We start from the raw sequence: 23544 nt of genomic DNA on the forward strand, positions 1-23544 counted from the left end.
TAGAAATATATTTTGGACATACACCAAACCCATAAAAAAATAGATCCAAAAGGTATCATCATCGCAGCTTCCGTGATCCTGCTATGGACACTCATGCTTATTTTTTTACTTCGTATAGAAGTTAATTTTACCCATCCATGGATCTATCTGGCTATACTGATCCAAACCCATTTGTATACAGGCCTTTTTATAACTGCCCATGATGCCATGCACGGGGTCGTGTCTTCTAATAAAAAGGCAAATAATATCATAGGCTGGACAGCTGCCATGCTGTTCAGTTATAATTTCTACGGCAGGCTATTCCCCAAACACCATGAGCATCACCGGCATGTAGCCACAGATGACGACCCGGATTACCATCCGTCCGGCAACTTTTTCCGATGGTATCTCAGCTTTATTACAAACTACGTAACGATCTGGCAGATACTCCTCATGGCAGTAACTTATAACGTATTGAAACTGTGGTTTCCATATGAAAACTTGATTATGTTTTGGATTATACCTGCAGTACTTTCTACTTTTCAGTTGTTTTATTTTGGAACTTACCTGCCCCATAGAGGAGAGCATGGCAACAAACACAGGTCTGGAACATTGCAGCGCAATCATGCTTGGGCATTCCTTTCCTGCTATTTTTTCGGCTACCATTATGAACATCATGACAGTCCAAGGACGCCTTGGTGGAGGTTATGGCAATTAAAAAACACCACCCGGCAATAAGAATTAATTCTTTTAGAAGCATCAACCATGATTGGAAAAGGCGTTTCAACTTGATGTCGGTCTTATTATACAGCTAAGCTTCATCTAAAGTGTCTGAACTGTAAGTCTTTTTTATTTCCAAAAGGTTGTTAACTACCGTTAAAGAAGGTTAAGCCGTCTTCCAAAGGATGGTAATTTTTTACAACTTAGTCCTTATTATTTTCCACGACCAAAAGAATTTTTAGATGTTGTATTTTTACCTATCACTCTTTGCCACCCTGGGCCTTATACAGGAAAAAAAATCAGAGCCCATAATATGGAGAGCTTTGGTTCTCGATCAGGAGACGCTATTACCTATAGAAGGCGTACATGTGGTCAGCAGCAATCGTCAGGGAATATCTGACAATAAAGGGTGGTTCAGTATAGCCGTAAAGGCCGGAGATATGATCACCTTTAGCCATATAGCCTATGAAACCTTTCAAATACAGGTAGAGGACCCTAAAGAACTACCCCCAAGTATTCAGATGAATCTACAAGAAGAAGAACTGGAAGGTGTAACGGTCAGGTCGTTGCCCACCGAAGAGGAATTTAAAAAACTCATGCTGGAAGCTGCTCCAACACATCTGGAGCAACAGCTGGATAATAACCTGCAATACATGAGGTCAATCTATAGGCTGGGCAATCACCACCTGGACAATGCCCTGGACCATACTTACAGGAAATTCAGCTCCGGTAACGGCGAGGCCACCATCTTTTCCAGCAACCCTTCATTGGGGATCGTGGGATTGATCAAGAGTTTCCAGCGCAAAGGATCTATCCCTTATGTACCCAACCAGGGCCACTCCCCCATCGGCCCGAGGTTAATTAAACGATTAAACAGAAATGATTCGTCTGTCCATATTTCAGACTATTTCAGGGAAGATTAACCGACGAAAAAAACGAATGGCAATAGCAAGTAAACCTAAGGCCCTGGCTGTAAGTTATTCCTTATTATTTAAAAAAAGCGAGCTCTAATCGAGCTCGCTTTTGATTTCCATTTCTATAGGTTCTCCTGTTTGGTCCAGGAACTTGTATTCCGTCACCGGTAGTGAAGAATCTCTGATCAATGATACCCACTTAAAATATTTAAAAAACCACTTGACCCTTTTAGATATGATGCCATACGTAAAGTATGCATGCAGATAAGGGTGCAGGCCTATTTTTATACTTGAACTGTTTTGGTTCGTAGCAATGAAGTCAAGGTCTTTTTCCAGTTTATCCGCCACTAAAATAGAGGCCTGGATCTTTCCGGTGCCGTTACAGGAAGGACAAGTTTCTTTGGTCACAATATTCATTTCCGGCCTTACCCTCTGGCGGGTGATCTGTAATAGACCAAATTTGGTCAGGGGAAGTACGGTATTTTTGGACCTGTCATCCTTCATTTCTTCTTTCATCGCTTCATAGACAGCCTTTTTATTATCGGCCTTTTTCATATCTATGAAATCTATCACGATGATGCCTCCCATATCGCGGAGGCGAAGCTGTCTGGCAATTTCTTTGGCAGCGACCAGGTTGGTCTTTAATGCTGTGTTTTCCTGATCACTTTCTTGATTGGACTTGTTACCACTGTTCACATCGATGACGTGCAGGGCTTCTGTATGTTCTATGATGACATAGCCGCCTTGTGGCAGACTTACAGATTGTCCAAAAAGACTTTTGATTTGCTTTTCAATTCCAAAACTTTCAAAGAGCTTAGCTTTTCCATTATAAAGCTTAACAATTTTTTCCTTTTCAGGGGCGATAGATCTAATGTAAGATCTAATCTGATCAAATGATACTTCATCCTCCACCGTGATTGCGTCGAATGATTCGTTGAGCAGGTCTCTAATGATAGAGGAAGCCATGCCCATTTCTCCTATTACCTTGTCTCTGTTCTTGGCTGTTGGCAGCTTGGCCATCCCATCTTCCCAGGTGGTGAGAAGGTTTCTCAGATCCTTATCCAGCTCGATTACGGACTGGCCTTCAGCTACCGTTCGGATGATTACTCCGAAGTTTGCCGGTTTGATGGATGTGATGAGACGGGCTAACCTTCTTCTTTCCTCTGCGCTGCGTATCTTTTTGGATACGTTTACTGAATTTGAAAAAGGAACCAACACCAGGTAGCGACCGGCTAAGGAGAGCTCACAGGATAGTCGTGGGCCTTTCGTCGAGATCGGCTCTTTTACAACCTGAACTAAAATCTGGTTATTTTTAGAAAGGATCTGGGAAATTTTTCCCAGCTTTTCTATTTCAGGTTCTTGTTCAAACCCTTTTAAATTAAAACTGGTATAGTTATTATTCCTGACCATTTTGATGTACTTGCTCAGGCTTTTGACCTGCGGACCGAGGTCCTGATAGTGCAAGAATGCATCTTTTTCGTACCCAACGTCGATGAAAGCTGCATTCAGCCCATTGACGATTTTGCGTACTGTGCCAAGGTAAATATCCCCTACTTTAAACTTGGAATCATCTGCTTCAGTATGAAGCTCGACCAAGCCTTTGTCTTTTAAAAGGGCTATGCGACTACCGTTTTGAGCAGAATCGATTAATAATTCCGTACTCAAATCGTGTCTCCTTTAAAGTGTTTATAAACGTTTTATTTAAAAACTCAAAAAGAAGAAGTATTACTACTTCTTCTTATGTCTGTTTTTTCTAAGTCTTTTCTTACGCTTGTGCGTAGCGATCTTATGTCTTTTTCTTTTTTTACCGCAAGGCATAATTTTATTTTTTAGAGTGTAACAATGATACTATATTCTATCTAAGTAAGTCTCCACACTGTTCAGGATCATAGGATCCTGCGTCATATTTTTTACCAACTCAAACTGTTTTTTCGCTTTGTTCTGTTGCTTTGATTCAAAATAACTCACAGCCAGATAAAACTGACCCTGTATATGGTCAGGGTGATGGCCTACCAGTTCTTCAAATCTCTCAGCGGCCCGCTTATACTGGCCGGACTGCATGGAAAGCACGCCCATGTTAAATAGAGCCGTTTCATTTTTAGGATCCTCTACCAATACTTCCCTAAGCATGGTAATGCCCTGCATAGGGTTGGTAGAAGAAACATATGTCATGGCTACCTTAGTCTTCAGGTCCAATCTGTCTGGATTAGCGTCGATCACCTTATTTAGGTTTTCACGGGCCTTACCGGCCAGATAGCTGATCTTCTCTTCATTCATGGCAAAACCATAAGCCTCATAATAGGCATTTCCGGCTTTTTCCCACCGCTGCTGACTAGGGATTTTGTTCGCTGCACTTTCATAATAAAAGGCAGCGCTGTCATACTTCCCCGAACTAGCATACAATGAGCCAATTGAATCTGCAAAGGTAGCAAAATTTTCTTTATTATCCTCATTTTCCAGTCTTACCTTCAAATTTTGCACGGCGGAGCGGTCTACAGGCGCCATATTGGGGTCATGCATCTCTGCTGCCATGTCCGATGGCGCTGCCTCCGCAGTCTGCTCAAGATTAGCTGTATCCTCGGCATTGTCCACTACCATAGTAGGCAATGTATAAAGAGCAACTACGAGAATCAAACCTACTGAAAGTACAATTATCTGCGATTTTTTCATGCTGAAGGGTCAACTGTCCAATGAGCAAGGGCTATCATTAAAAAAGGATAACCCTTGATCTTAAAGGGTTAAAACTACTCCTGATGAGCCAGTTCTTTAATTTTTTTACTGTTTTTTATTTTTTCAATAAAAACTTTTGATGGCTTAAAGGCAGGAACATAATGTTCGTCGATCACTATAGCTGTGTTTTTGGAAATATTCCTAGCGATTTTTTTAGCTCTTTTCTTATTGATAAAGCTACCAAATCCTCTAACATAAATATTGTCCCCTTCGGCCATAGAATTCTTTACAGTTTTAAAAAACTGTTCGATGGTGATCGTTACATCATCTTTAGCAATGCCTGTCTTTTCTGCAATTTCTGAAATTACCTCTGCTTTCGTCACTTTCGTTAAAATTTAATATTTATGAAATAAGCTAATAACCTATTAACCAACTATTTTTGGGATTGCAAATTTATACCAATCAATTCAATATAAAAACAAATTGCCAAAAATTAGCTTCTTTTGTTTAACGCAATTAACGCTGGTATAATTTCAAAAGTTTTGAATTTCAAACATTTCACCAAAGTCCTGCTACAGTGGTATCCCCAAAACAAAAGGGAACTGCCTTGGAGAAACACCCAAAACCCATACATCATTTGGTTATCAGAAATAATTCTACAACAAACACGTGTGGCCCAGGGCTTGCCTTATTTCCATAATTTTCTTGAAAAATATCCTACTGTTTACGATTTAGCAGCTGCTCCTACGGACGATGTCCTCAGGATGTGGCAGGGATTGGGCTATTATAGCCGGGCCAGAAACCTGCATGCCTGCGCGCGTCAGATTACACAGGAATTTGGTGGTAAGTTTCCGGACCGATACGCCAGCCTGCTACTGCTGAAAGGCGTAGGCACTTATACCGCTGCAGCTATAGCCTCCTTTGCCTATAAAGAAAAGGTGGCCGTAGTAGATGGCAATGTATTCCGGGTGCTCTCCCGGTATTTTGGGATGACAGATGATATAAGCAGTCCTGATGGGAAAAAGGCTTTTCAATCCCTGGCCGATAAATTAATTCCCAAAGATGTGCCAGATGAGTTCAATCAGGCTATCATGGAATTCGGAGCCCTTCAGTGCACACCTAAAAACCCCGACTGTACGATCTGTCCACTCCGCCAAGGATGTTATGCTAGGCAGCATGAAATGATCGACATGCTGCCTGTAAAAATTAAAAAAGTGAAGGTGACCAAACGCTATTTCGTATACTATCACATCAGTTGCGGGGAATATATCCTTATCAATAAAAGAGACAGAAAAGACATCTGGGAGGGTCTCCATGATTTTCCTATGGAAGAAGTAGAGACCCTGGACACCTTTGAACTAAAAAAATCGGTTCTTATGGAAAAATTAAAGCAGTTTGATGCTGAGATTGCCTATAATCCTGAAATCTATTTCAAACATATACTGACACATCAAAGAATTTTTTCAACCTTTGTAAAGGTGCAAATAGCATTGGAAAACCTAGAAATACTCCACCAATGGGGTACAGAAAATGGGTGGATGCTCATTAGCCGTGATGCGTTTGAAAATCTGGGCAAGCCTAAACTTATCGTGAACTATTTGAACGATAAGAAATTATAATTAAATTGAATAAACTTTTTATCACAATCTAAACCAACATACTATGGCAGGAGTAAACAAAGTAATTTTAGTAGGCAATTTAGGAGCTGATCCTGAGGTAAAACATTTGGAAGGAGATAAAGTAGTAGCCAATTTACGCCTCGCTACTACGGAAGCATACAAGGACCGGAATGGTAACCGGGTAGAAAACACAGAATGGCATGACCTAGAGTTATGGGATGCTCAGGCCAGAATAGCGGAACAATACCTTAAAAAGGGGAGCCAGATATTCGTAGAAGGTAAAATAAAATCCGACACCTGGCAAGATGATCAGGGCAACAACCGTAAAAGGGTGAAGATACGCGTATTAAGCTTTACGATGCTAGGCTCCAGGCCGGATGGGCAGAATAACGGGGACACGAATCCCAATACAATGAGCAGACCGACCACTTCCAATGCCACTATGCCGGCCAATGCCAATGACATGGATGACAGTGATGATGATCTGCCCTTTTGATTAGTGGTGAATCTGTTTTTATTTTGTTAAATTTGAAGGAAATATTGTAAATATTAATGGACGACCCCTATCCGAGTATTATTTTGCTAGCTGAGGCCTTTCAGGCTTCGGCTGGCTATATCATGATAAATTGTCTCATTTTTATCATTTTACTGATTTTCTCTGCTTTGGTCTCAGGGTCAGAGGTTGCCTATTTTTCCCTCTCCCATGAAGATCTGAACCAGCTCAACCAAGACGGGGATGTGGAGGCCAACAGAATCATCCATCTGGTGGAAAACCCTCAGCAACTATTGAGCACCATATTGATCTTGAATAACCTGTTGAATGTAGCTATCGTCACCCTCACGACTTTTATCACATGGGCTATATTGGGAGATGCAGAGATTACACCCTGGATTATTGCCATACAAACTGTGGGTGTTACCTTTGCCATCGTTTTTTTTGGGGAGATAGTGCCAAAAGTTTATGCCAATAAGGCCCGGGTATCTTTTGCCAAAACCATGTCCGGAACCCTTAATTTTTTTTATATTTCACTTAAGCCCCTTTCCTTATTTTTGATGTCTATCAGCAATGTCATCGAAAACAGGATAGAAAAAAAGGGTTATTCACTTTCTGTGGATGAATTACATAAAGCCCTGGAGATGACCAGTGATTCCTCTTCTACTGAGGAAAAGGATTTTCTTAAAGGGATTGTAAATTTCAGTACTTTATCAGTCAGACAGGTCATGCAGTCCCGTATGGATATCACAGCGGTGGATATCGATATGGATTTTCATGAACTGATGGACAGGATAAACAAGAGCGGATATTCGCGGATACCCGTATTCAATGATACCATAGATAATATAGAAGGCATACTATATATAAAAGACCTGCTGAACCACATAGATAAAGATGAAAATTTTGCCTGGCAGGCTCTTTTAAGGAAATGTCTCTTTGTACCCGAAAACAAAAAAGTGGACAGCCTTTTAAAAGATTTTCAGCTCAAAAGGGTTCATATGGCCATAGTGGTAGACGAATATGGGGGTACTTCCGGACTGGTCACACTGGAAGACCTTATAGAAGAGATCATCGGCGATATAAATGATGAGTTTGATGAAATTGACCATACCTTGTTCAAGCAACTCGATGCCAATACCTATATTTTTGAAGGGAAGGTCTCCCTTCACGATTTCTGCAAAAAATTAGATCTGGATGCACAGCTTTTTGATGATGTAAAAGGAGACAGTGAGTCTTTGGGAGGTTTATTATTAGAGATCAATTCAAAACTTCCAAAAGGAGGTACTAAAATAGTTTATGATAGGTTTACCTTCACTGTCATGGCGGTAGATACCCGCAAAATCAAACGGGTAAAAGTCCATATAGAGAATGATCCTATCAGAAATGTAAACCATAACGAGGACTGATACAAGGCCTTGAATTTAAGAAGGAATGGGCTTCGGTTGACTGAATAATGTGGTGAGAATGATATTTTTTAGAACCGATGGTTAGCAGCCTCCTGGTATATCCATACCTAACAGGAAAAACTTCAAGACATTTTTTGCACCCATAGGTTTAATGCTAGCAGAACTATTATAGTAGCATTCTTTTTTTTCCAAGAGCTTTTATATAATGAGGTTGGTTTTATTCTGTAAAAGTGCCCCCCCTCCTAATCATACTTTACTTTATAAACCTAGTGTATTTTTAGAAATTGAAAACCTCTCCCTTCAGCATCCCGGTACCTGGTCACCATTACCTTTACAGATGTGGGAATATGGTAAGGGCGGGTATCCTAGTAGGGGACAGTCTTTTTCCTGTCTGATCTCATTTATTCTTCATATTGATAGAAATGCCGACAAAAGCAGCTATATTGTTCAGAAATAAAAAATTTACTCTTTTATAAAAATCTGTTTTTTTTGCCTATTTAACGCGTTCTAAGGCACAATTATATGTTTTTAACATAATTATTACATTTATTTTATTTAAAAATTTAGATTTCTCCAATTTTTTTGTAATTTTTATAATTCTATTCAAACCTATTATCTATTCTGTGATGAGTAAAGGACTATATATAAAGGAACTTGAGCATGATGCCTGTGGGATCGGCGCCGTGGTCAATGTCAAAAACAAAAAAAGCCACGAAACCATAAGTGATGCATTATTTATGCTTTCTAATATGGAACATAGAGGCGGCAGAGGAAGCGACCCCAAAACCGGGGATGGTGCAGGTATACTTATCCAGATCCCACATGACTTTCTATCTAAAGTTACGGCCATACTAGGGTTTGAACTACCTGAAGCCGGAACCTATGGCCTGGGAATGACCTTCTTTCCGTCAAATCCCCAATTACATAAAAAATCAAAAAGTCTGCTGAACAAAATTCTGAAGGAGCTGGATTTTGAACTATTGGGATACAGAGATGTACCTGTGGTAATGACAGTACCCGGTTCCGGTGCACTGGAGGTGATGCCTAAGATTGAACAGGTATTTGTAAAACATGCATCCGGCATCAGTGGCATAGAACTGGAGAGGAAACTATATGTATTGCGGAATTATGCCAGCAGAAGGATCAATACCGAGATCCCTGGAGTAAACAGCGGCTTTTATTTCGCCAGCTTCAGCAGCTCTACAGTAATCTATAAAGGACAGCTAAGAACTGACCAGGTACTGCCTTTTTATAAGGACCTGCAGAACAAGCATATCACCTCGGCCCTAGCGATCGTACATTCCAGGTTTTCGACAAATACCTTCCCAAATTGGCGACTGGCTCAGCCGTTTAGGTATATCTCCCATAATGGGGAGATCAATACCATCAGAGGAAACCTGAACAAGATGCAGTCCAAGGAATATCTGATGAAATCTGCCAACTTTACGGATGAAGAAATCTCCATGCTGATGCCGGTGACCAACCATGCATTTTCTGATTCAGCCAATCTGGATGCCATGGTGGAACTGCTGACCCTTAGTGGCAGGAGCTTGCCCCATGTGATGATGATGCTGGTACCGGAAGCCTGGCAGGACAACCAAACCATGGATAGAAACAGAAAAGCCTTTTATAAATTCCACGCCGCCCTGATGGAACCCTGGGATGGACCAGCTGCCCTACTTTTTACAGATGGCAAGACTCTGGGTGCAACACTGGACAGGAACGGCCTGCGTCCGCTGAGGTATTTTATTACCAACGATGACCGCCTTATCCTTTCTTCGGAAGCGGGTGCTTTACCCATCAGGGAAGCCTCCATCAGCCAAAAAGGCCGTATCAGTCCAGGCAGAATGCTCCTGGCAGATCTTGATAAGGGAAGAATACAATTTGATGATGAGGCTAAAGCCGCTGTTTGTGACAATAAGCCCTATGAGGAGTGGATCAATAATGAGCGTTTAAAGCTCCGGCTTATTCCACAGCCGGAAAAACTTCAGTATCCTTATACTACAGATGCCATCAAAAAGAGACAAATGGTTTTTGGGTACACCTCAGAAGAACTGAAAATCATCCTTACCCCAATGGCCCAAACCGGGTATGAACCTTTGGGATCCATGGGAGCAGACACACCATTGGCAGTGCTTTCTACACAAAGTCAGCACATCAGCAATTATTTCAAACAGCTTTTTGCACAGGTGAGTAATCCGCCTATTGACCCTATACGGGAGCGACTGGTCATGTCCTTATTTACCCGGATAGGAGAAAGCTTTAATATACTGACAGAAAGCCCACAGCATACCAAGCAGATCCATATATCCCAGCCGGTATTGCTCAATGAGGACATAGAAAAAATAAGAAATCTGGAAGAAAAGGGGTACAAAGCCAAAACCCTACAGATCCAGTTTCAGGCTGATCACGCCCCAGGAAGATTGATACAGGCATTGGACGAACTCTGCGCATTGGCAGAGCAGGCCATTTATGATGGGGCGAATGTACTCATCTTATCTGACAGGCATACTGATGCGGGCAATGCGCCTATCCCATCACTGATAGCCACAGGTGCTGTACACCATCACTTGGTGAAAAGGAAAATACGGACAAAGGCTGGTATAGTCGTAGAAGCTGGGGATATTCGAGAAACCCATCATTTCGCAACAGTTATAGGGTATGGCGCCAGTGCTGTAAATCCATATTTGGCTCTTGAGTCTATACTGGATCTTCAGAAAAAAGGTCTATTGCCTGAATCAATGACCCAGGAACAGCTATTTCACAACTATCAAGAAGCGATAGATAAGGGTCTGTTAAAAGTGCTATCCAAGATGGGTATCAGTACCCTTCAGTCCTATCAGGCTGCACAGATATTTGAAGCGCTGGGCCTAGGTCCTGAAGTGATCGAAAAGTGCTTCAAAGGTACCATCAGCCGCATCAGTGGTATCTCCTTTGACCAATTGGCAGAAGAGGTACTGGTCAGGCACAGGGCTGCCTATCAAACTGATCAGCCATTACTAGAGGTAGGCGGTGTATACCAGTGGAAAAGGAGAGGAGAAAAGCACCTTTTTAATCCAGAGACCATACATTTACTGCAAAAGTCAACGCAGAACAATGACTATAAGTTATATAAAAAGTTTGCACAAAAAATCAATGACCAGTCCAAGGATGCGCTTACGCTAAGAGGCCTTTTTGAATTCAAGAAAAGCCCTTCTATACCATTGGACGAAGTAGAGCCTATAGAAAATATCCTGAAGAGATTTGCTACAGGAGCAATGTCCTTTGGATCTATATCCCATGAAGCGCACAGTACTCTGGCCATTGCGATGAACCGTATAGGTGCCAAAAGCAACAGTGGTGAAGGTGGAGAGGATGAAATCCGTTTTGCTAAAAAGGAAAACGGAGACTGGGAACGTTCTACGATCAAGCAGGTAGCTTCCGGAAGGTTTGGTGTGACCAGTAACTACCTTACCAATGCCACAGAGCTTCAGATCAAAATGGCCCAGGGTGCAAAACCTGGAGAAGGTGGACAACTGCCGGGTCATAAGGTGGATGAATGGATCGGTAAGGTAAGGCATTCTACACCAGGTGTAGGACTGATCTCACCTCCCCCCCACCATGACATATATTCTATAGAGGATCTGGCACAGCTGATCTATGACCTGAAAAATGCCAATAGAAAAGCAAGGATCAACGTAAAACTGGTATCACAGGCAGGAGTGGGTACGGTGGCAGCAGGGGTAGCTAAAGCCAATGCAGATGTCATACTGATAGCGGGAGCTGATGGTGGTACCGGGGCTTCGCCCCTGAGTTCCATACGTCATGCTGGACTCCCCTGGGAGCTGGGGCTCTCTGAAGCCCACCAGACCTTGGTGAAGAACAATCTGAGAAACCGGATCGTACTACAGACCGACGGACAGCTCAGGACGGGTAGGGATCTGGCCATTGCCACGCTGTTAGGTGCTGAGGAATGGGGCATATCTACTGCCGCACTGGTGGTAGAGGGCTGTATCATGATGAGAAAATGCCATATGAATACCTGTCCTGTAGGTATCGCTACTCAAAACCCAGAACTTAGAAAACTCTTTACCGGTAATCCCGATCATGTGGTCAATTATTTCCGTTTTCTGGCTGAGGACCTAAGAGAGATAATGGCTTGCCTTGGATTCAGGACAATAGATGAAATGGTAGGCCAGAGTACGGTTTTAAAAGCTGCCACTATACACGGACATGATAAATGGGATAAAGTAGATTTAAGTCCTATCTTCCATAAAGTAGAAGTGCCTGACCATGTAGGTATTTATAAACAGATCGATCAGGATTTTGAGCTGAAACATGTCCTGGACCGCGCACTTATTAAAGCTGCCGGCCCTGCACTGGAACAGGCCTGTGAGGTAAAGGCAGAATTTACTATAAAGAATGTGGACCGTACCGTAGGTGCCATGCTATCCAATGAAATTTCTAAAATATATGGCAGCGCAGGGTTACCAGAAGATACCATCCAGTTTGGGTTCCATGGGTCTGCAGGGCAGACATTCGGAGGGTTTCTCACCAAAGGCGTCACATTTACCTTAGAAGGTGAAGCAAATGATTACTTCGGTAAAGGGTTATCAGGCGGAAAAATCATCGTATACCCGGATAGAAACGCTCATTTCGATCCAGAGAAGAACATTATACTAGGTAATGTGGCATTTTATGGAGCTACTTCTGGATCTGCCTATATCAATGGTAAAGGTGGAGAACGATTTGGTGTAAGAAATTCTGGTGTCAAAGCAGTGGTGGAAGGTATCGGTGATCACGGCTGTGAATACATGACCGGAGGGCAAATGCTTATATTGGGAGAAATAGGAAGAAATTTTGCAGCCGGGATGAGCGGTGGCACTGCCTATATTTATAAAGAGTATGAATCGCTGGTCAATCCTGAAATGGTGGATTTAGATCCGCTGGAAGAAGATGATCAGCTGGAAATATATGTTCAGCTCAACAAACATGTAGAATATACCGGTAGCCGACTGGCCACAGAAATTCTAAAAGACTGGGAAAACAAGAAAAATGCATTTATAAAAGTCTTCCCAAGGGATTATAAAGCTGTGATGAAAAAGAATGCGTTGGGAAAATCAAAATCATTTGTGTAATGGGAGAAAAAGAAGGATTCTTAAAATATAAAAGAGAGACGCCAGAAACCAGGGGCGTGGAAGAAAGAATAAATGACTTTAATGAAATCTACAAACCTATAGATGAGCAAAAGTTAAACCAACAGGCAGCCAGATGCATGGATTGCGGTATCCCGTTCTGTCATCAGGGGTGTCCATTGGGTAATATCATACCTGAATTTAATGAGGCAGTATATCAGAATAATTGGGAAGAAGCGTATTTTATTTTAAGAAGTACAAATAATTTTCCTGAATTCACTGGGCGGATCTGTCCCGCACCATGCGAATCCAGTTGTGTACTGGGCATCAATAAAGACCCTGTCACTATAGAGCTGATAGAAAAGAGCATAGCGGAGAAAGCATATGAACTAGGAATAGCACAGCCTAATACCCCAAACGTAAGAAGCGGTAAGAATGTGGCGGTAATAGGTTCAGGTCCGGCTGGACTGGCCGCAGCAGACCAACTAAACCAAGCGGGTCATAAAGTGACCGTTTTTGAAAAAAATAAGCGGGTAGGAGGTTTATTGCGCTATGGTATACCAGATTTCAAATTAGAAAAATGGGTCATCGATCGGAGGACGGAGATTATGGATAGAGAAGGGGTGGTCTTTACTACAGGATCTGAGATAGGAATAAATATAAAAGCAGATAATATTCTTCAAAATTTCGATGCTGTGGTACTATCTACTGGTGCCGAGCAGCCCAGGGAACTAAGAATCAATGGGCATGACCTTCCGGGAGTACATTTTGCCATGGAATTTCTGGGATATCAAAACAGGGTGGTCAATGGAGAATTAGCGGCCAACCCTATACATGCAAAGGGAAAGCATGTCATCGTCATAGGCGGGGGTGATACGGGTAGTGACTGCATAGGTACTTCACGAAGACATGGGGCTGCTTCAGTTACCCAACTGGAGCTGCTGCCCAAACCTCCTACACAGCGCACCCAGTTAAACCCATGGCCAGAGTGGCCTATGACCATCCGTACGTCAAGCTCCCATGAGGAAGGTGCCGAAAGGGTCTGGTCCGTGATGACAAAAGGATTCATTTCAGATGAACAAGGAAAAGTATGTGGCCTTGAAATCGTCAATATAGAATGGAAAGAACTCGAAGGTGTGATGAAATTTGAAGAAATAGAAGGGACTTCCCGTGTACTGCCATGTGATTTGGCATTTTTGGCCATTGGGTATTCCGGACCAAAAAGGAACGGCCTTCTGGAAGCATTTGGTGTAGAGCTGATGGAAAACGGTTTACCGAAATCCAGGGCATTTAAAAGTAGCAATCCAAAAGTGTTTTTGGCAGGTGATATGAGAAGAGGACAGTCATTGGTGGTATGGGCCATTTCCGAAGGCCGAGAAGCTGCTGTTCAGGTAGACGAATACCTAAAAGGTTATAGCCTGCTACAGCAAAAAGATGAATCCTATCTTGAATACGGTAAATTAAAAGAGTTTTAATTAAAATTTATACCTCAATAACCTGACACTGAAATAGTTTAAAAGCATGTAAGATAGGTACCCAATTTATATTAAGGGGAAGGCCATTAATATCGCTTAAATCCACCTGATACAATTGGTTTTAATGCAAAACCAGGTACCAAACCTATACTTTTATTCTCTTCGGAGTCAGGTTAAATTGTTCTCTATGATTTACTTTAAAAAGGTAAAAAATATTGTACAATTTTTCGGATGATGATTTTATAAGCATGCTTAAGTGTTGGTCGGCCATTTTAAGCGCTCCAGCTAAAGAGGGTCAGGTAAGATTAAATAATTCCATCAGTACTCCCAGATCTTCTTTGGTATCCACATCGCGCAGTGTAGGCAAAATATGAATATTTAACCCAAATGAATGGGCATCATGTATGGTCAGTCCATATACAGAAGAGGTACTCCAGGGCTTGTTCCGAAATAAAAAAGTATAGTTTTTTTTCATTCCCAATAAATAATATCCCCCGTCAGCAGCTGGTCCTATTGCCATATCATGGTTGGACAAAGCATCAAAACCCTGATTGATGATCTCATGATCTAACTCAAAGCAATCTGAGCCTATGATCAGCACCTCCTGATATCCACAGTTAAAAACTTCATTAAAGGCTGTCTCTATTCTGACACCCAGATCGCCCTCCGCCTGATGGGCCAAAAAATAGCGGGGAAGCGCTACATAATTTTCGTTGATCCCATTCTGAAAATAGACAAAGATATCAGCATTGACTTTTTGGACCTGCTGGTGGGTATGGGCCAGCAAGAAAATATAAATCTCAGCCGCCTTTTCATAGCCGATATCTTTGGCAAGGCGGGTTTTCACATTTCCTGGTACAGGATTCTTCTGAAAAACAATTAATGCTCTTTTCATCCACTTATGGCCCCTCCACAGCTGCTACCTGCTCCTGCTGTACAGCCAAAGCAATGATTATTGGTGACTATGTTACGGATATTGAAGGTTTCTCTTCTAAAGTTGTTGAGGTGAGGATCCGGTATATCAAGTTTTAAATCCAGCATTTGATTAAAATCACAATCGTATAAAAATCCATCCCAGCCCACAGAAATGGTATTTCTGCACATGACATTGTGAGCGGCTGTGGGGTTGAACCTTTCTATAAGTTTTTCCATATACGCTTCATAATTATCACTTTTGACCAGGTAATCCAAAAATCTGCTGATCGGTAGATTAGTGATGGTGAAAAGTTCATTAAAATAAATACCATATTTATCCCTTAACTTTTTCTGAAATTGAAGCTTTAGATCCCTTTCATTCGGAGGAAGAAAGGCACCTGAGGGATTATACACTAAATTTAGTATTAAACCTGACTGTTCCATTCCATAACCTACCGCATTCAATTTTTTAAGTGCATGGATCGATTTTTCAAATACTCCCTCCCCTCGCTGAGAATCAGTTTTAACAGCGGTGAAGTATGGAAGGGAAGAAACCACTTCCACCTTATGTTTTTTAAAAAAATCAGGCAAATCATGAAATCTGGGATTGGCTACTATAATAGTAAGGTTACACCTGACAATGATTTTTTTGCCCAAGCCACTGAGCTTTTCTACCAAGTATCTGAAATCAGGGTTCATCTCGGGAGCTCCACCGGTAAGGTCAACGGTATGAGCACCACTTTCCTCTATAGCATTCAGACAGGCATCCATCGTTTCACGGGTCATTATTTCCTTACGGTCAGGCCCTGCATCCACATGACAGTGTTTACATACCTGATTGCACATCTTACCCAGGTTGATCTGGAAGATTTCTATGCCAGTAGGTTTTAATGGATAAAGGTCTATTTCATTCAGTTTATCCTGGAAACTTGTGAAGCCATATCCATTAATGGGGGTATTTTCTAAAAATTGGATTTGGAGCGGTCCTTTAGCCAACGCCTGTCCTTCTGCTTCCAGTGATTTCATGTGCTTATATTTTATCTTTAACGATCAGGCCTTCCTACGGAAGAAAGTCATCATCTTACATTGTTCCGATCTCCACCCGTATCAGGGTTTCTTCGGCACACCCCAATGCGTGAAACCTTTCATAAGCCTGTGTGCAATTCAGCTATGGTTTAAATTTTAATATTAACCGCACCTCCTATAGGTTTGTTCACATACTTAGGTCCTTTACTTTATTCATCATCTGTACGCCATGGACTAAAGTAGATCCGCTGCGGATAGCGGCTGCCACATGGACTGCTTCCATCATTTGTTCTTCGTCACATCCCTTTTCCAGCGTATCGGTAGTATAAGCATCAATGCAATAGGGACATTGTAAAGTATGGGCCACGGCTAAAGCAATCAGCGATTTTTCCCTGGCCGTAAGGGCACCATCCTTAAAAGTCTCTCCGTAGTAATCGAAAAACTTCTCGGCCAAGCCTTTTTGAAATTCTCCGATATTTCCGAATTTTTTTAGATCTTGTGGATTATAGTATGTTTTCATCTGTTTATAATTTGTTTTTTAAAGGTCAGCACTTATCCCGTACCGGAAGTAAGGGTGAAATCTCGTATGGTATCACACTACCATTGTATATCGTTTACCTCACGCTCGATCTAATATTTTTATCCAAGGTTATAGCTTTTACTGTACAGAAAAGGCACCACGCTACACTACACCATCATCACACTCTATTTTAAATCTTGGATTATTAAGTTTTAAATACCAATATAGTTAATAGTAAGGTGAATTAAAGATAATTTAAAAAAAATGGGTAGACCAAAGATCTACCCATTGATAAGTTCCTTTCGGGAACTAATCTACTAACCACTTTAACCACTATACAATAACTAATTGATCTTCAAATACAACTACAAAGTGTTATAGATTGTTAGACCTATTTCGTTTTAATTTTTGACCACCTTTAATATTTTTATCATTTTGGTCCTTCATTTTATGCTGACTTCCTCTGGCATCACGGTACTTCTGCATTCTCTCCCGGTCTTCATTTCTGATTTCCTGCCACTTTTGCCTTTGCTCTAGGGTCAATACATTTTCCACTTCCTCCTGCTGTTCTTTGCGGACCAGATCCATAGCCGCTCTTCTTTCTTTCATTTCTTCGCGTTGCCTATCCCGTTTTTCTTCCATGGTTTTGGCTCTTTCCAGATGGATTTCATATATCTGTGATTTTTGTTCTTCGGTAAGATCCAGTTGGTCTGAGAGTCTTTCGGCCCGCATCTCGGCTCTTTGTTCCGGACTGACTTTATCCTTGCCTCTATTTCTCTGCTGTGCATCTGTATTAAAACTCACTACGGCAAATATGGCGGCACTCATGATTAAATTTTTCATCTTTTGTTTTATTTGGTTACAGTGATTAGACCCGGGTACTGTAGCCAGGTTTAACCTACCATTCCCATTAAATTGTTAACAAATCTTAATTACCCTTTGCCTCTGATTTATATTTTTAATAAATTATAGCTATGAATGAGATACTCTACTTTGCTTATGCCAGTAATTTGGATGAAGCAACTTTTGAAAAAAATTTGGGTGAGAAATCGAAGAAAAAAGGATTGGGTATACTACCCGGTCATGGTTTTCGGTTTAATGTCTTATATAAAGACGGATTTGCACGGGCAAACATCGTACCTAGCCCGAGGGAAATGGTCTATGGAACACTTTACCATATCAATGAAACTACGCGCAAGTATTTTATAAATAGTGAACAGGGTTATGACTTCATAGAGGTGCAGGTTTCCACCAAGAGCGGTCCGGTATCTGCTTTTACCTTTATGAACGCTGATATTAAGGACAATATTTTCCCAAAGGAAGACTATCTTAATACCATTATCGAAGGAGGTATACGCCAGGGCTTACCAAATGAATATTTGGAAAATATCATGAACCGTGGGGGAGCCAGAAATATAGGATAACTGAATAAGTGGGAAGATAGGTTATTCCTTATCTTCAATCATCTCTTTTCTTTCCTGCTCTTTTACATATTTTGGTCTGATCAGTAGCCGTAAGGAGACGTCAAATGACAGATAGGCCCATGCCCAGTTTAAAAATATAAACACTTTATTTCTAACACCCAGTATGGCCATTAAATGTACAAAGAGCCACGTGAGCCATGCTAAAAACCCTTGAAACTTCAAGAACGGGAGGTCAACTACCGCCAGTTTCCTGCCCACCGTGGCCATAGATCCGAGATCTTTGTATTTAAATGGTTTTGGCTCTTTGTCCAGAGACCACCTTCTGAGGTTGGTAGCCAGGTTAGATGCCTGCTGCATGGCTACCTGGGCCACTTGGGGATATCCCCGTGGCCTGTCGCTGGAAGCCTGTAGGCATTGATCACCCAAGGCAAATATATTTAATGCATCTTTCAGCTGATTGTATTCATTTACGATCAGTCTTCCCCCTGGTCCGAGCTGATCAGGCTGCAGCCCTTCTATGGCATTTGGTTTTATCCCTGCTGCCCATACCAGCGTTTTGGTATTGAAATCAGGATATCCTTCCACCCTTACGGTGTCGCCATCATAATCCTTAACAGAGGCGTTGAATATGATTTCAACACCCAATGACTTGAGATATTTAAAGGCATGTGTACTCGCTTCATTAGACATGCCCGCTAGAAGGCTCGTACCAGCCTCGGCCAGGATCACCTGCATCTGAGAAAAATCAAGTTCTGGGTAATCTTTAGGCAATATCATATTTTTAAGTTCGGCCATAGCCCCAGCCAGCTCCACTCCAGTGGGCCCTCCTCCTACTATGACTATGTTCATCAAGGCCTTTCTTTCGGTTTCGTCAAATGTATTCATCGCCTTCTCATAGTTGGCTATAATTCTATTTCTGAGATAAAGCGCTTCCGAAACAGATTTCATGGGTATACTGCGCTCCTTTATCTGCTGCAAACCGAAATAATTGGTGTCTGCCCCTAAAGCCAAAACCAGATAATCATAATGAATAAACCCTGAGGGGGTATATACCTTTTGTGCATATTGGTCTATGGCTTTTACCTCTGCCATTCTCACGGAGACATTCCTATGATGGTGAAAAATTTTTCTTAAAGGAAAAGATATGGCACTAGGTTCCAGCCCGGAAGTAGCTACCTGGTAAAACAAGGGTTGGAACTGATGATAGTTGTTCTTATCTATAAGTATCACCTGATAGTCTGCGCCGATTAATTTCTGGGCCAATTTCAGACCCGCAAATCCTGCCCCAAGGATCACTATGCGTTTGTGAGGGCTTTCGGGTAAGTTGGGAAAGGGAAAAGAAGGGGAGAATTCCATAGTATGTATTTACAGATCAATTAATAAACGTATGGTCACTAATTTCGTTTACCTATTTAAAATTAAAATAAATTTCTATATAAATGCCATTCAGCCGGGCAATACTTCTAAAATGTTTTGCCTGCCAAAAGTAAGGCCTTGAAATTCCAAATTGAATATAGGGGATGCCTTGTTTTAAGAAATTAATAAGCAATTAAAGCTAACCCCGGTACAGAATCTGATGTTTATAGATCGCACTTTTATAGCTGGCTAATAAAAAGATTTATTATTTTTACAATCCTTATAGTTATAAAGGCAATAGGTGATTTAAAAGCAGAGATTTAAGATTTGTGTCCTGGAAAATAAAAAAATATGGGAAGAGCATACGAATTCAGAAAAGAAAGAAAATTTAAGCGCTGGAATAAAATGTCCAAAGTCTTTACCCGGCTGGGTAAAGAAATAGTAATGGCAGTGAAAGCAGGCGGGCCTGATCCTGGTAATAATGCCAAGCTGAGAACCATCATCCAAAATGCCAAAGGTGCCTCTATGCCCAAGGACCGCATCGAAGCTGCCATCGCCCGAGCCAGTAATAAAGATGAAAAAGATTACGAAGAAGTCATCTATGAAGGATATGGTCCACATGGTATAGCCGTCATTATAGAAACCTCTACAGATAATATCAATAGGACTGTAGCCAATATCAGGCATTATTTCTCCAAAGCTGGCGGATCCTTGGGTACATCGGGTTCGGTCAGTTTTATGTTTGACCACAAGGCAGTATTCCGTTTTCCCAAAGGAGAGCACGATATAGAAGCGCTTGAACTGGAGCTGATAGATTTTGGCCTGGACGATATAGATGAAAACGAAGGAGAAATATTTGTTTTTACGGCTTTTGAGGATTTTGGCAATATGCAGAAAGCCCTTGAAGATAAGCATATAGAAATAACCAGCGCTGAATTCCAAAGATTTCCTATGTCTACCACCGAACTTACCGAAGAGCAGGAGGAAGAAATCCATAAAATGATCGAACGCATGGAAGAAGATGATGACATCAACCAAGTGTACCATAATATGGCATAAATTAATAGAATAGTCCTTGGGGGTAAACCAAGGCTATTTACCTAAAAATATATAAGCATGAATTTTCCTAAAAGATCCAATATCCAGCAAACGGCCCGCCAGCAACTGGTAATCGTGGGTAGTCGTAATCCAGTAAAGATTAAAAGTACTGATCATGCATTTCATAAGATCTTTGAGCATGCCTTCGTAGTTCAAGGACTGGAAGTAAACTCTGGTGTTTCAGATCAGCCTTTAGGGGATGAAGAGACCCTTAAAGGAGCTATGAACCGGGCGAAAAATGCAAATATGGCTTTTCCAGAAGCAGACTATTGGGTAGGTATAGAAGGAGGGGTAGAAAATAACAATGGTAAGATGAATGCTTTTGCTTTTATAGTGGTTTTAGATAAAAACGGGAAATTGGGAAAAGCCAAAACTGCCACTTTTGATCTTCCTGATGTAATAGCCAATCTCATTATGGGAGGGATGGAACTCGGCGCAGCAGATGACCAGCACTTTAACAGGGAAAATTCCAAGGAAGGGGATGGAGCTGTGGGCATGTTAACTCACGGTATCGTAACCAGAAAGGAATATTACGAACAGGCCATTATCCTTGCCCTGATCCCATTTGCCAATGAATCCATGTATTGATACTTTCTATCCCCTATAGACAATATCAATTGGATTTATAAAATTATATAGATTACTTTTGTCACGAAAATTAAACACTAACTAGATTAAGATATGCTACAGGAACTGGAACAGGATAACTTGCAGGAAATTATTAATACCAATGAAAATGTAATCGTACAGTATGGTGCCAGCTGGTGCGGAAGCTGCAGAATCATGAAGCCAAAAATGAAAAGATTGGCCAATGAATATAACGGTGTCAAGTTTTTATATGTAGATGCTGAAAAATTACCTGAGTCTAGAAAATTGGCTGCAGTGACCAATTTGCCTACTTTTGCATCTTTCAAATCAGGTAAGCTGGTAAACCAGACCCAAACCAATAAAGAAGAAAACCTTAAAGCTATAATTGATGAGATTGCCAATAATTAAGCATGTATTATCGTTTATAGAAGAAAACGACGAAGACTGGGTAAATGAAACCATAGAACTACTAGAATCTATGACAGAAATTCCCTCACTAAAAGATGAAGAAGTAGAGGTTATGGGAGAATTGCTTTCAAACTTATACGGAACATTGGAGGTGCAAAGAATGATCAAAGATGGAATGGACCGAAAAGAAGCCATGAATGCATTTATGCAGCGGGTAATGGGTTCTATCGATAAATGAAGAATATTAATATCAGCTAAGAGGTTGTTTAATTACCCGGTTTAAAACCTACTGATGCTTAGGAGTGTGCTGTTAAAGGCACACTTTTTTTTTGAAGTGACCTATGTAGACATACCTTTATCAAATACTATAGTAGATAAGCACTTAAAAGAATCTGCACCTAAAGCGAAGGGAAATAGTAAATCATATGGGAAAGAAATCTAAGGCACAATTGCTGATGATTAGAAATCCACCATGGGATTTTAACCTTCCCACATCTGGACAGTTCTAGACTTTCTACTGCTTTTTTTTACGCGTGCAAAATCCTACTCCATCAAGGAAGGGAGGTCATGGATATCATTTTTTGCAGCTTAGAACTTTTGTGTATGATAGGAATGATAAATTTCCTCTAAATTTTCCCATCATTCCTTTTGAGCTACTTGAAGCTTTTTTATCTATTGACCCAATTTAAGGTTATCTAGAAAATTGGTCAACGCCACCTTCCAGTTAGGATCAGCATCCCACACCGGACCGATGTACTGTTCATCTCTTACCAGAAACCTGATATAATATTTAATGACTATCCTATTGTAAATGTCAGGGGAAGTAGGGGTATCAGATAGCCCCATGGTTTTCATAAGATCCCCTTCGCGTCCCTCCACTCGCATAAGCATGAACTGGGTGCGGTCTTTTATCAGTTCGGCGTTGGTTTTGGGGCCTGTGAGATAATCTACCTGATGGGGATAGAAACTGTCCATAATTTGCTGGATTTCTGCTTTTTGTAAATCCTGAGCCTTAGCGATCTCTTGTTCGGACCTTCCGAGCATATCATATCTATATTTGGTAAGCAGACCCGATTCCCCCCCGGCACCTGTAAGCGGTACGGCCAGTTTAAACGTATTTAAATTTAAAGGATTTCGCCGTAGGTAATTAATATTAGCAGCACTTGAAGGTGCCAAAAATTCTGGTACATCTATGACTAGGAGGTTTTTGGTTTTTATCCCATTGCCAGCAGTAGCCAATTTTTCTTTTATGCCATCAAGTTTATTGTCTGCTAGGGACCATGATGAAGCTGATGGCACGATGCTTCGGGTTCCTGAAAAAGGCAGTATGTGCACCTCCATCTGACCACTGGTCTTTCTGGTCACCAGTACGATGCTCTTTACAAGTCTTTTACTAAATTGTGCAGCATACCCACTCTGTATTTCTTCACTCAGCACGATATCTTCCAGTTCATAATAGGCTATAGGATCACCTCCAGCTGACACCAATGAGGAGTGTAACTCGTGGGCAAGATTTTCAAAAGAAAGGATCGGACGAGCTGAAGGAGAGTTGGAAATAAGTACCACTGATTTACCGTCTAAGAAGAAATCAGGCAGTGCAGATTGAGCCATCGTCGGTACAGACCACAGGCAAACAATAAAAATCAAACTTACTCTCATACAGTTTACTCTATTCAAAGGCAAATTAAAACCATTTTGACATAAAGCTATATAAATTAACTCTTTTTAATATTGCTTATTATACCACAAATCGTTGAATAACCATTAATTTGCATGCTATCAATTTGGTGAAAAGAAAAAGTGTTACCATTAGACT

Annotated in this window: 21 protein-coding genes; 12 read left to right on the plus strand and 9 right to left on the minus strand. The window is 41.2% G+C overall.

Features of this window, described 5'->3' with window-relative positions; all coding sequences use genetic code 11:
- The first annotated feature begins 12 nt into the window (after positions 1-12).
- A complete protein-coding gene (locus EL17_RS12075) occupies positions 13-717 on the plus strand; it encodes a fatty acid desaturase (protein ID WP_394332163.1) in 705 nt (234 codons plus the stop codon).
- A gap of 224 nt (positions 718-941) precedes the next feature.
- A complete protein-coding gene (locus EL17_RS12080) occupies positions 942-1622 on the plus strand; it encodes a peptidase associated/transthyretin-like domain-containing protein (RefSeq protein ID WP_035074295.1) in 681 nt (226 codons plus the stop codon).
- Positions 1623-1706: 84 nt separating this feature from the next.
- On the opposite strand, the gene EL17_RS12085 is transcribed toward EL17_RS12080, so the two are convergent.
- The 3 genes from EL17_RS12085 to EL17_RS12095 form a co-directional block, all read right to left on the minus strand.
- Positions 1707-3278 carry an Rne/Rng family ribonuclease gene (locus EL17_RS12085; protein WP_035074297.1) on the minus strand — a complete coding sequence of 524 codons (1572 nt, stop codon included), beginning with the start codon at positions 3276-3278 and terminating at the stop codon, positions 1707-1709.
- Between the two features lie 183 nt (positions 3279-3461).
- A complete protein-coding gene (locus EL17_RS12090) occupies positions 3462-4283 on the minus strand; it encodes a tetratricopeptide repeat protein (RefSeq protein WP_035074299.1) in 822 nt (273 codons plus the stop codon).
- A gap of 74 nt (positions 4284-4357) precedes the next feature.
- Positions 4358-4666 carry an HU family DNA-binding protein gene (locus EL17_RS12095; RefSeq protein WP_035074301.1) on the minus strand — a complete coding sequence of 103 codons (309 nt, stop codon included), beginning with the start codon at positions 4664-4666 and terminating at the stop codon, positions 4358-4360.
- A 159-nt stretch (positions 4667-4825) separates the two neighbouring features.
- Between EL17_RS12095 and mutY the strand changes: the two genes are divergently transcribed.
- From mutY to EL17_RS12125, 5 genes are all read left to right on the plus strand, one after another.
- Positions 4826-5902: an A/G-specific adenine glycosylase gene (gene mutY / locus EL17_RS12100; protein ID WP_035074303.1), complete on the plus strand. Its 1077-nt coding sequence runs from the start codon at positions 4826-4828 to the stop codon at positions 5900-5902.
- 43 nt (positions 5903-5945) lie between these two features.
- Positions 5946-6398, plus strand: a complete 453-nt coding sequence (locus tag EL17_RS12105) for a single-stranded DNA-binding protein (protein ID WP_035074305.1) — start codon at positions 5946-5948, stop codon at positions 6396-6398.
- A gap of 56 nt (positions 6399-6454) precedes the next feature.
- Positions 6455-7804 (plus strand): gliding motility-associated protein GldE, encoded by a 1350-nt coding sequence (gene gldE, locus EL17_RS12110; protein ID WP_035074307.1) that lies wholly within the window; start codon positions 6455-6457, stop codon positions 7802-7804.
- A gap of 626 nt (positions 7805-8430) precedes the next feature.
- A complete protein-coding gene (gene gltB / locus EL17_RS12120; protein ID WP_035074311.1) occupies positions 8431-12921 on the plus strand; it encodes a glutamate synthase large subunit in 4491 nt (1496 codons plus the stop codon).
- Positions 12921-14393: a glutamate synthase subunit beta gene (locus EL17_RS12125; protein WP_035074314.1), complete on the plus strand. Its 1473-nt coding sequence runs from the start codon at positions 12921-12923 to the stop codon at positions 14391-14393. The genes gltB and EL17_RS12125 overlap by 1 nt, the downstream gene beginning before the upstream one ends.
- A 295-nt stretch (positions 14394-14688) precedes the next feature.
- Here EL17_RS12125 and EL17_RS12130 read toward each other — a convergent pair whose 3' ends face one another.
- The 4 genes from EL17_RS12130 to EL17_RS12145 all read right to left on the minus strand — a co-directional run bounded on the left by EL17_RS12130 (position 14689) and on the right by EL17_RS12145 (position 17697).
- Positions 14689-15288, minus strand: coding sequence for a TIGR04282 family arsenosugar biosynthesis glycosyltransferase (locus EL17_RS12130; RefSeq protein ID WP_035074316.1), 600 nt, complete (start codon positions 15286-15288; stop codon positions 14689-14691).
- A complete protein-coding gene (gene arsS / locus EL17_RS12135) occupies positions 15285-16334 on the minus strand; it encodes an arsenosugar biosynthesis radical SAM (seleno)protein ArsS (RefSeq protein ID WP_035074318.1) in 1050 nt (349 codons plus the stop codon). Before arsS ends, EL17_RS12130 begins: the two co-directional genes overlap by 4 nt.
- 187 nt (positions 16335-16521) lie before the next feature.
- Positions 16522-16854 (minus strand): arsenosugar biosynthesis-associated peroxidase-like protein, encoded by a 333-nt coding sequence (locus tag EL17_RS12140; RefSeq protein WP_035074320.1) that lies wholly within the window; start codon positions 16852-16854, stop codon positions 16522-16524.
- A gap of 375 nt (positions 16855-17229) precedes the next feature.
- A complete protein-coding gene (locus tag EL17_RS12145) occupies positions 17230-17697 on the minus strand; it encodes a DUF4890 domain-containing protein (RefSeq protein ID WP_164675075.1) in 468 nt (155 codons plus the stop codon).
- Positions 17698-17828: 131 nt separating this feature from the next.
- Between EL17_RS12145 and EL17_RS12150 the strand changes: the two genes are divergently transcribed.
- Positions 17829-18278 (plus strand): gamma-glutamylcyclotransferase family protein, encoded by a 450-nt coding sequence (locus EL17_RS12150; RefSeq protein ID WP_035074321.1) that lies wholly within the window; start codon positions 17829-17831, stop codon positions 18276-18278.
- 21 nt (positions 18279-18299) lie between these two features.
- Here the strand turns inward: EL17_RS12150 and EL17_RS12155 are convergent, their stop codons facing one another.
- Positions 18300-19634 (minus strand): NAD(P)/FAD-dependent oxidoreductase, encoded by a 1335-nt coding sequence (locus EL17_RS12155; protein ID WP_035074323.1) that lies wholly within the window; start codon positions 19632-19634, stop codon positions 18300-18302.
- A gap of 351 nt (positions 19635-19985) precedes the next feature.
- Between EL17_RS12155 and EL17_RS12160 the strand changes: the two genes are divergently transcribed.
- The 4 genes from EL17_RS12160 (at position 19986) to EL17_RS12175 (ending at position 21966) form a co-directional block, all read left to right on the plus strand.
- On the plus strand, positions 19986-20693 hold the full coding sequence (locus tag EL17_RS12160) for a YebC/PmpR family DNA-binding transcriptional regulator (protein ID WP_035074325.1): 708 nt from the start codon (positions 19986-19988) through the stop codon (positions 20691-20693).
- Between the two features lie 57 nt (positions 20694-20750).
- A complete protein-coding gene (gene yjjX / locus EL17_RS12165) occupies positions 20751-21320 on the plus strand; it encodes an inosine/xanthosine triphosphatase (protein ID WP_035074327.1) in 570 nt (189 codons plus the stop codon).
- A gap of 93 nt (positions 21321-21413) precedes the next feature.
- Positions 21414-21728: a thioredoxin family protein gene (locus tag EL17_RS12170; RefSeq protein ID WP_035074329.1), complete on the plus strand. Its 315-nt coding sequence runs from the start codon at positions 21414-21416 to the stop codon at positions 21726-21728.
- Positions 21709-21966, plus strand: a complete 258-nt coding sequence (locus EL17_RS12175) for a DUF6952 family protein (RefSeq protein ID WP_035074330.1) — start codon at positions 21709-21711, stop codon at positions 21964-21966. Before EL17_RS12170 ends, EL17_RS12175 begins: the two co-directional genes overlap by 20 nt.
- A gap of 434 nt (positions 21967-22400) precedes the next feature.
- Here EL17_RS12175 and EL17_RS12180 read toward each other — a convergent pair whose 3' ends face one another.
- Positions 22401-23387, minus strand: coding sequence for a hypothetical protein (locus EL17_RS12180; RefSeq protein ID WP_035074331.1), 987 nt, complete (start codon positions 23385-23387; stop codon positions 22401-22403).
- Between the last annotated feature and the right edge of the window lie 157 nt (positions 23388-23544).

The organism is Anditalea andensis, assembly GCF_000714815.1.
GTDB lineage: Bacteria > Bacteroidota > Bacteroidia > Cytophagales > Cyclobacteriaceae > Anditalea > Anditalea andensis.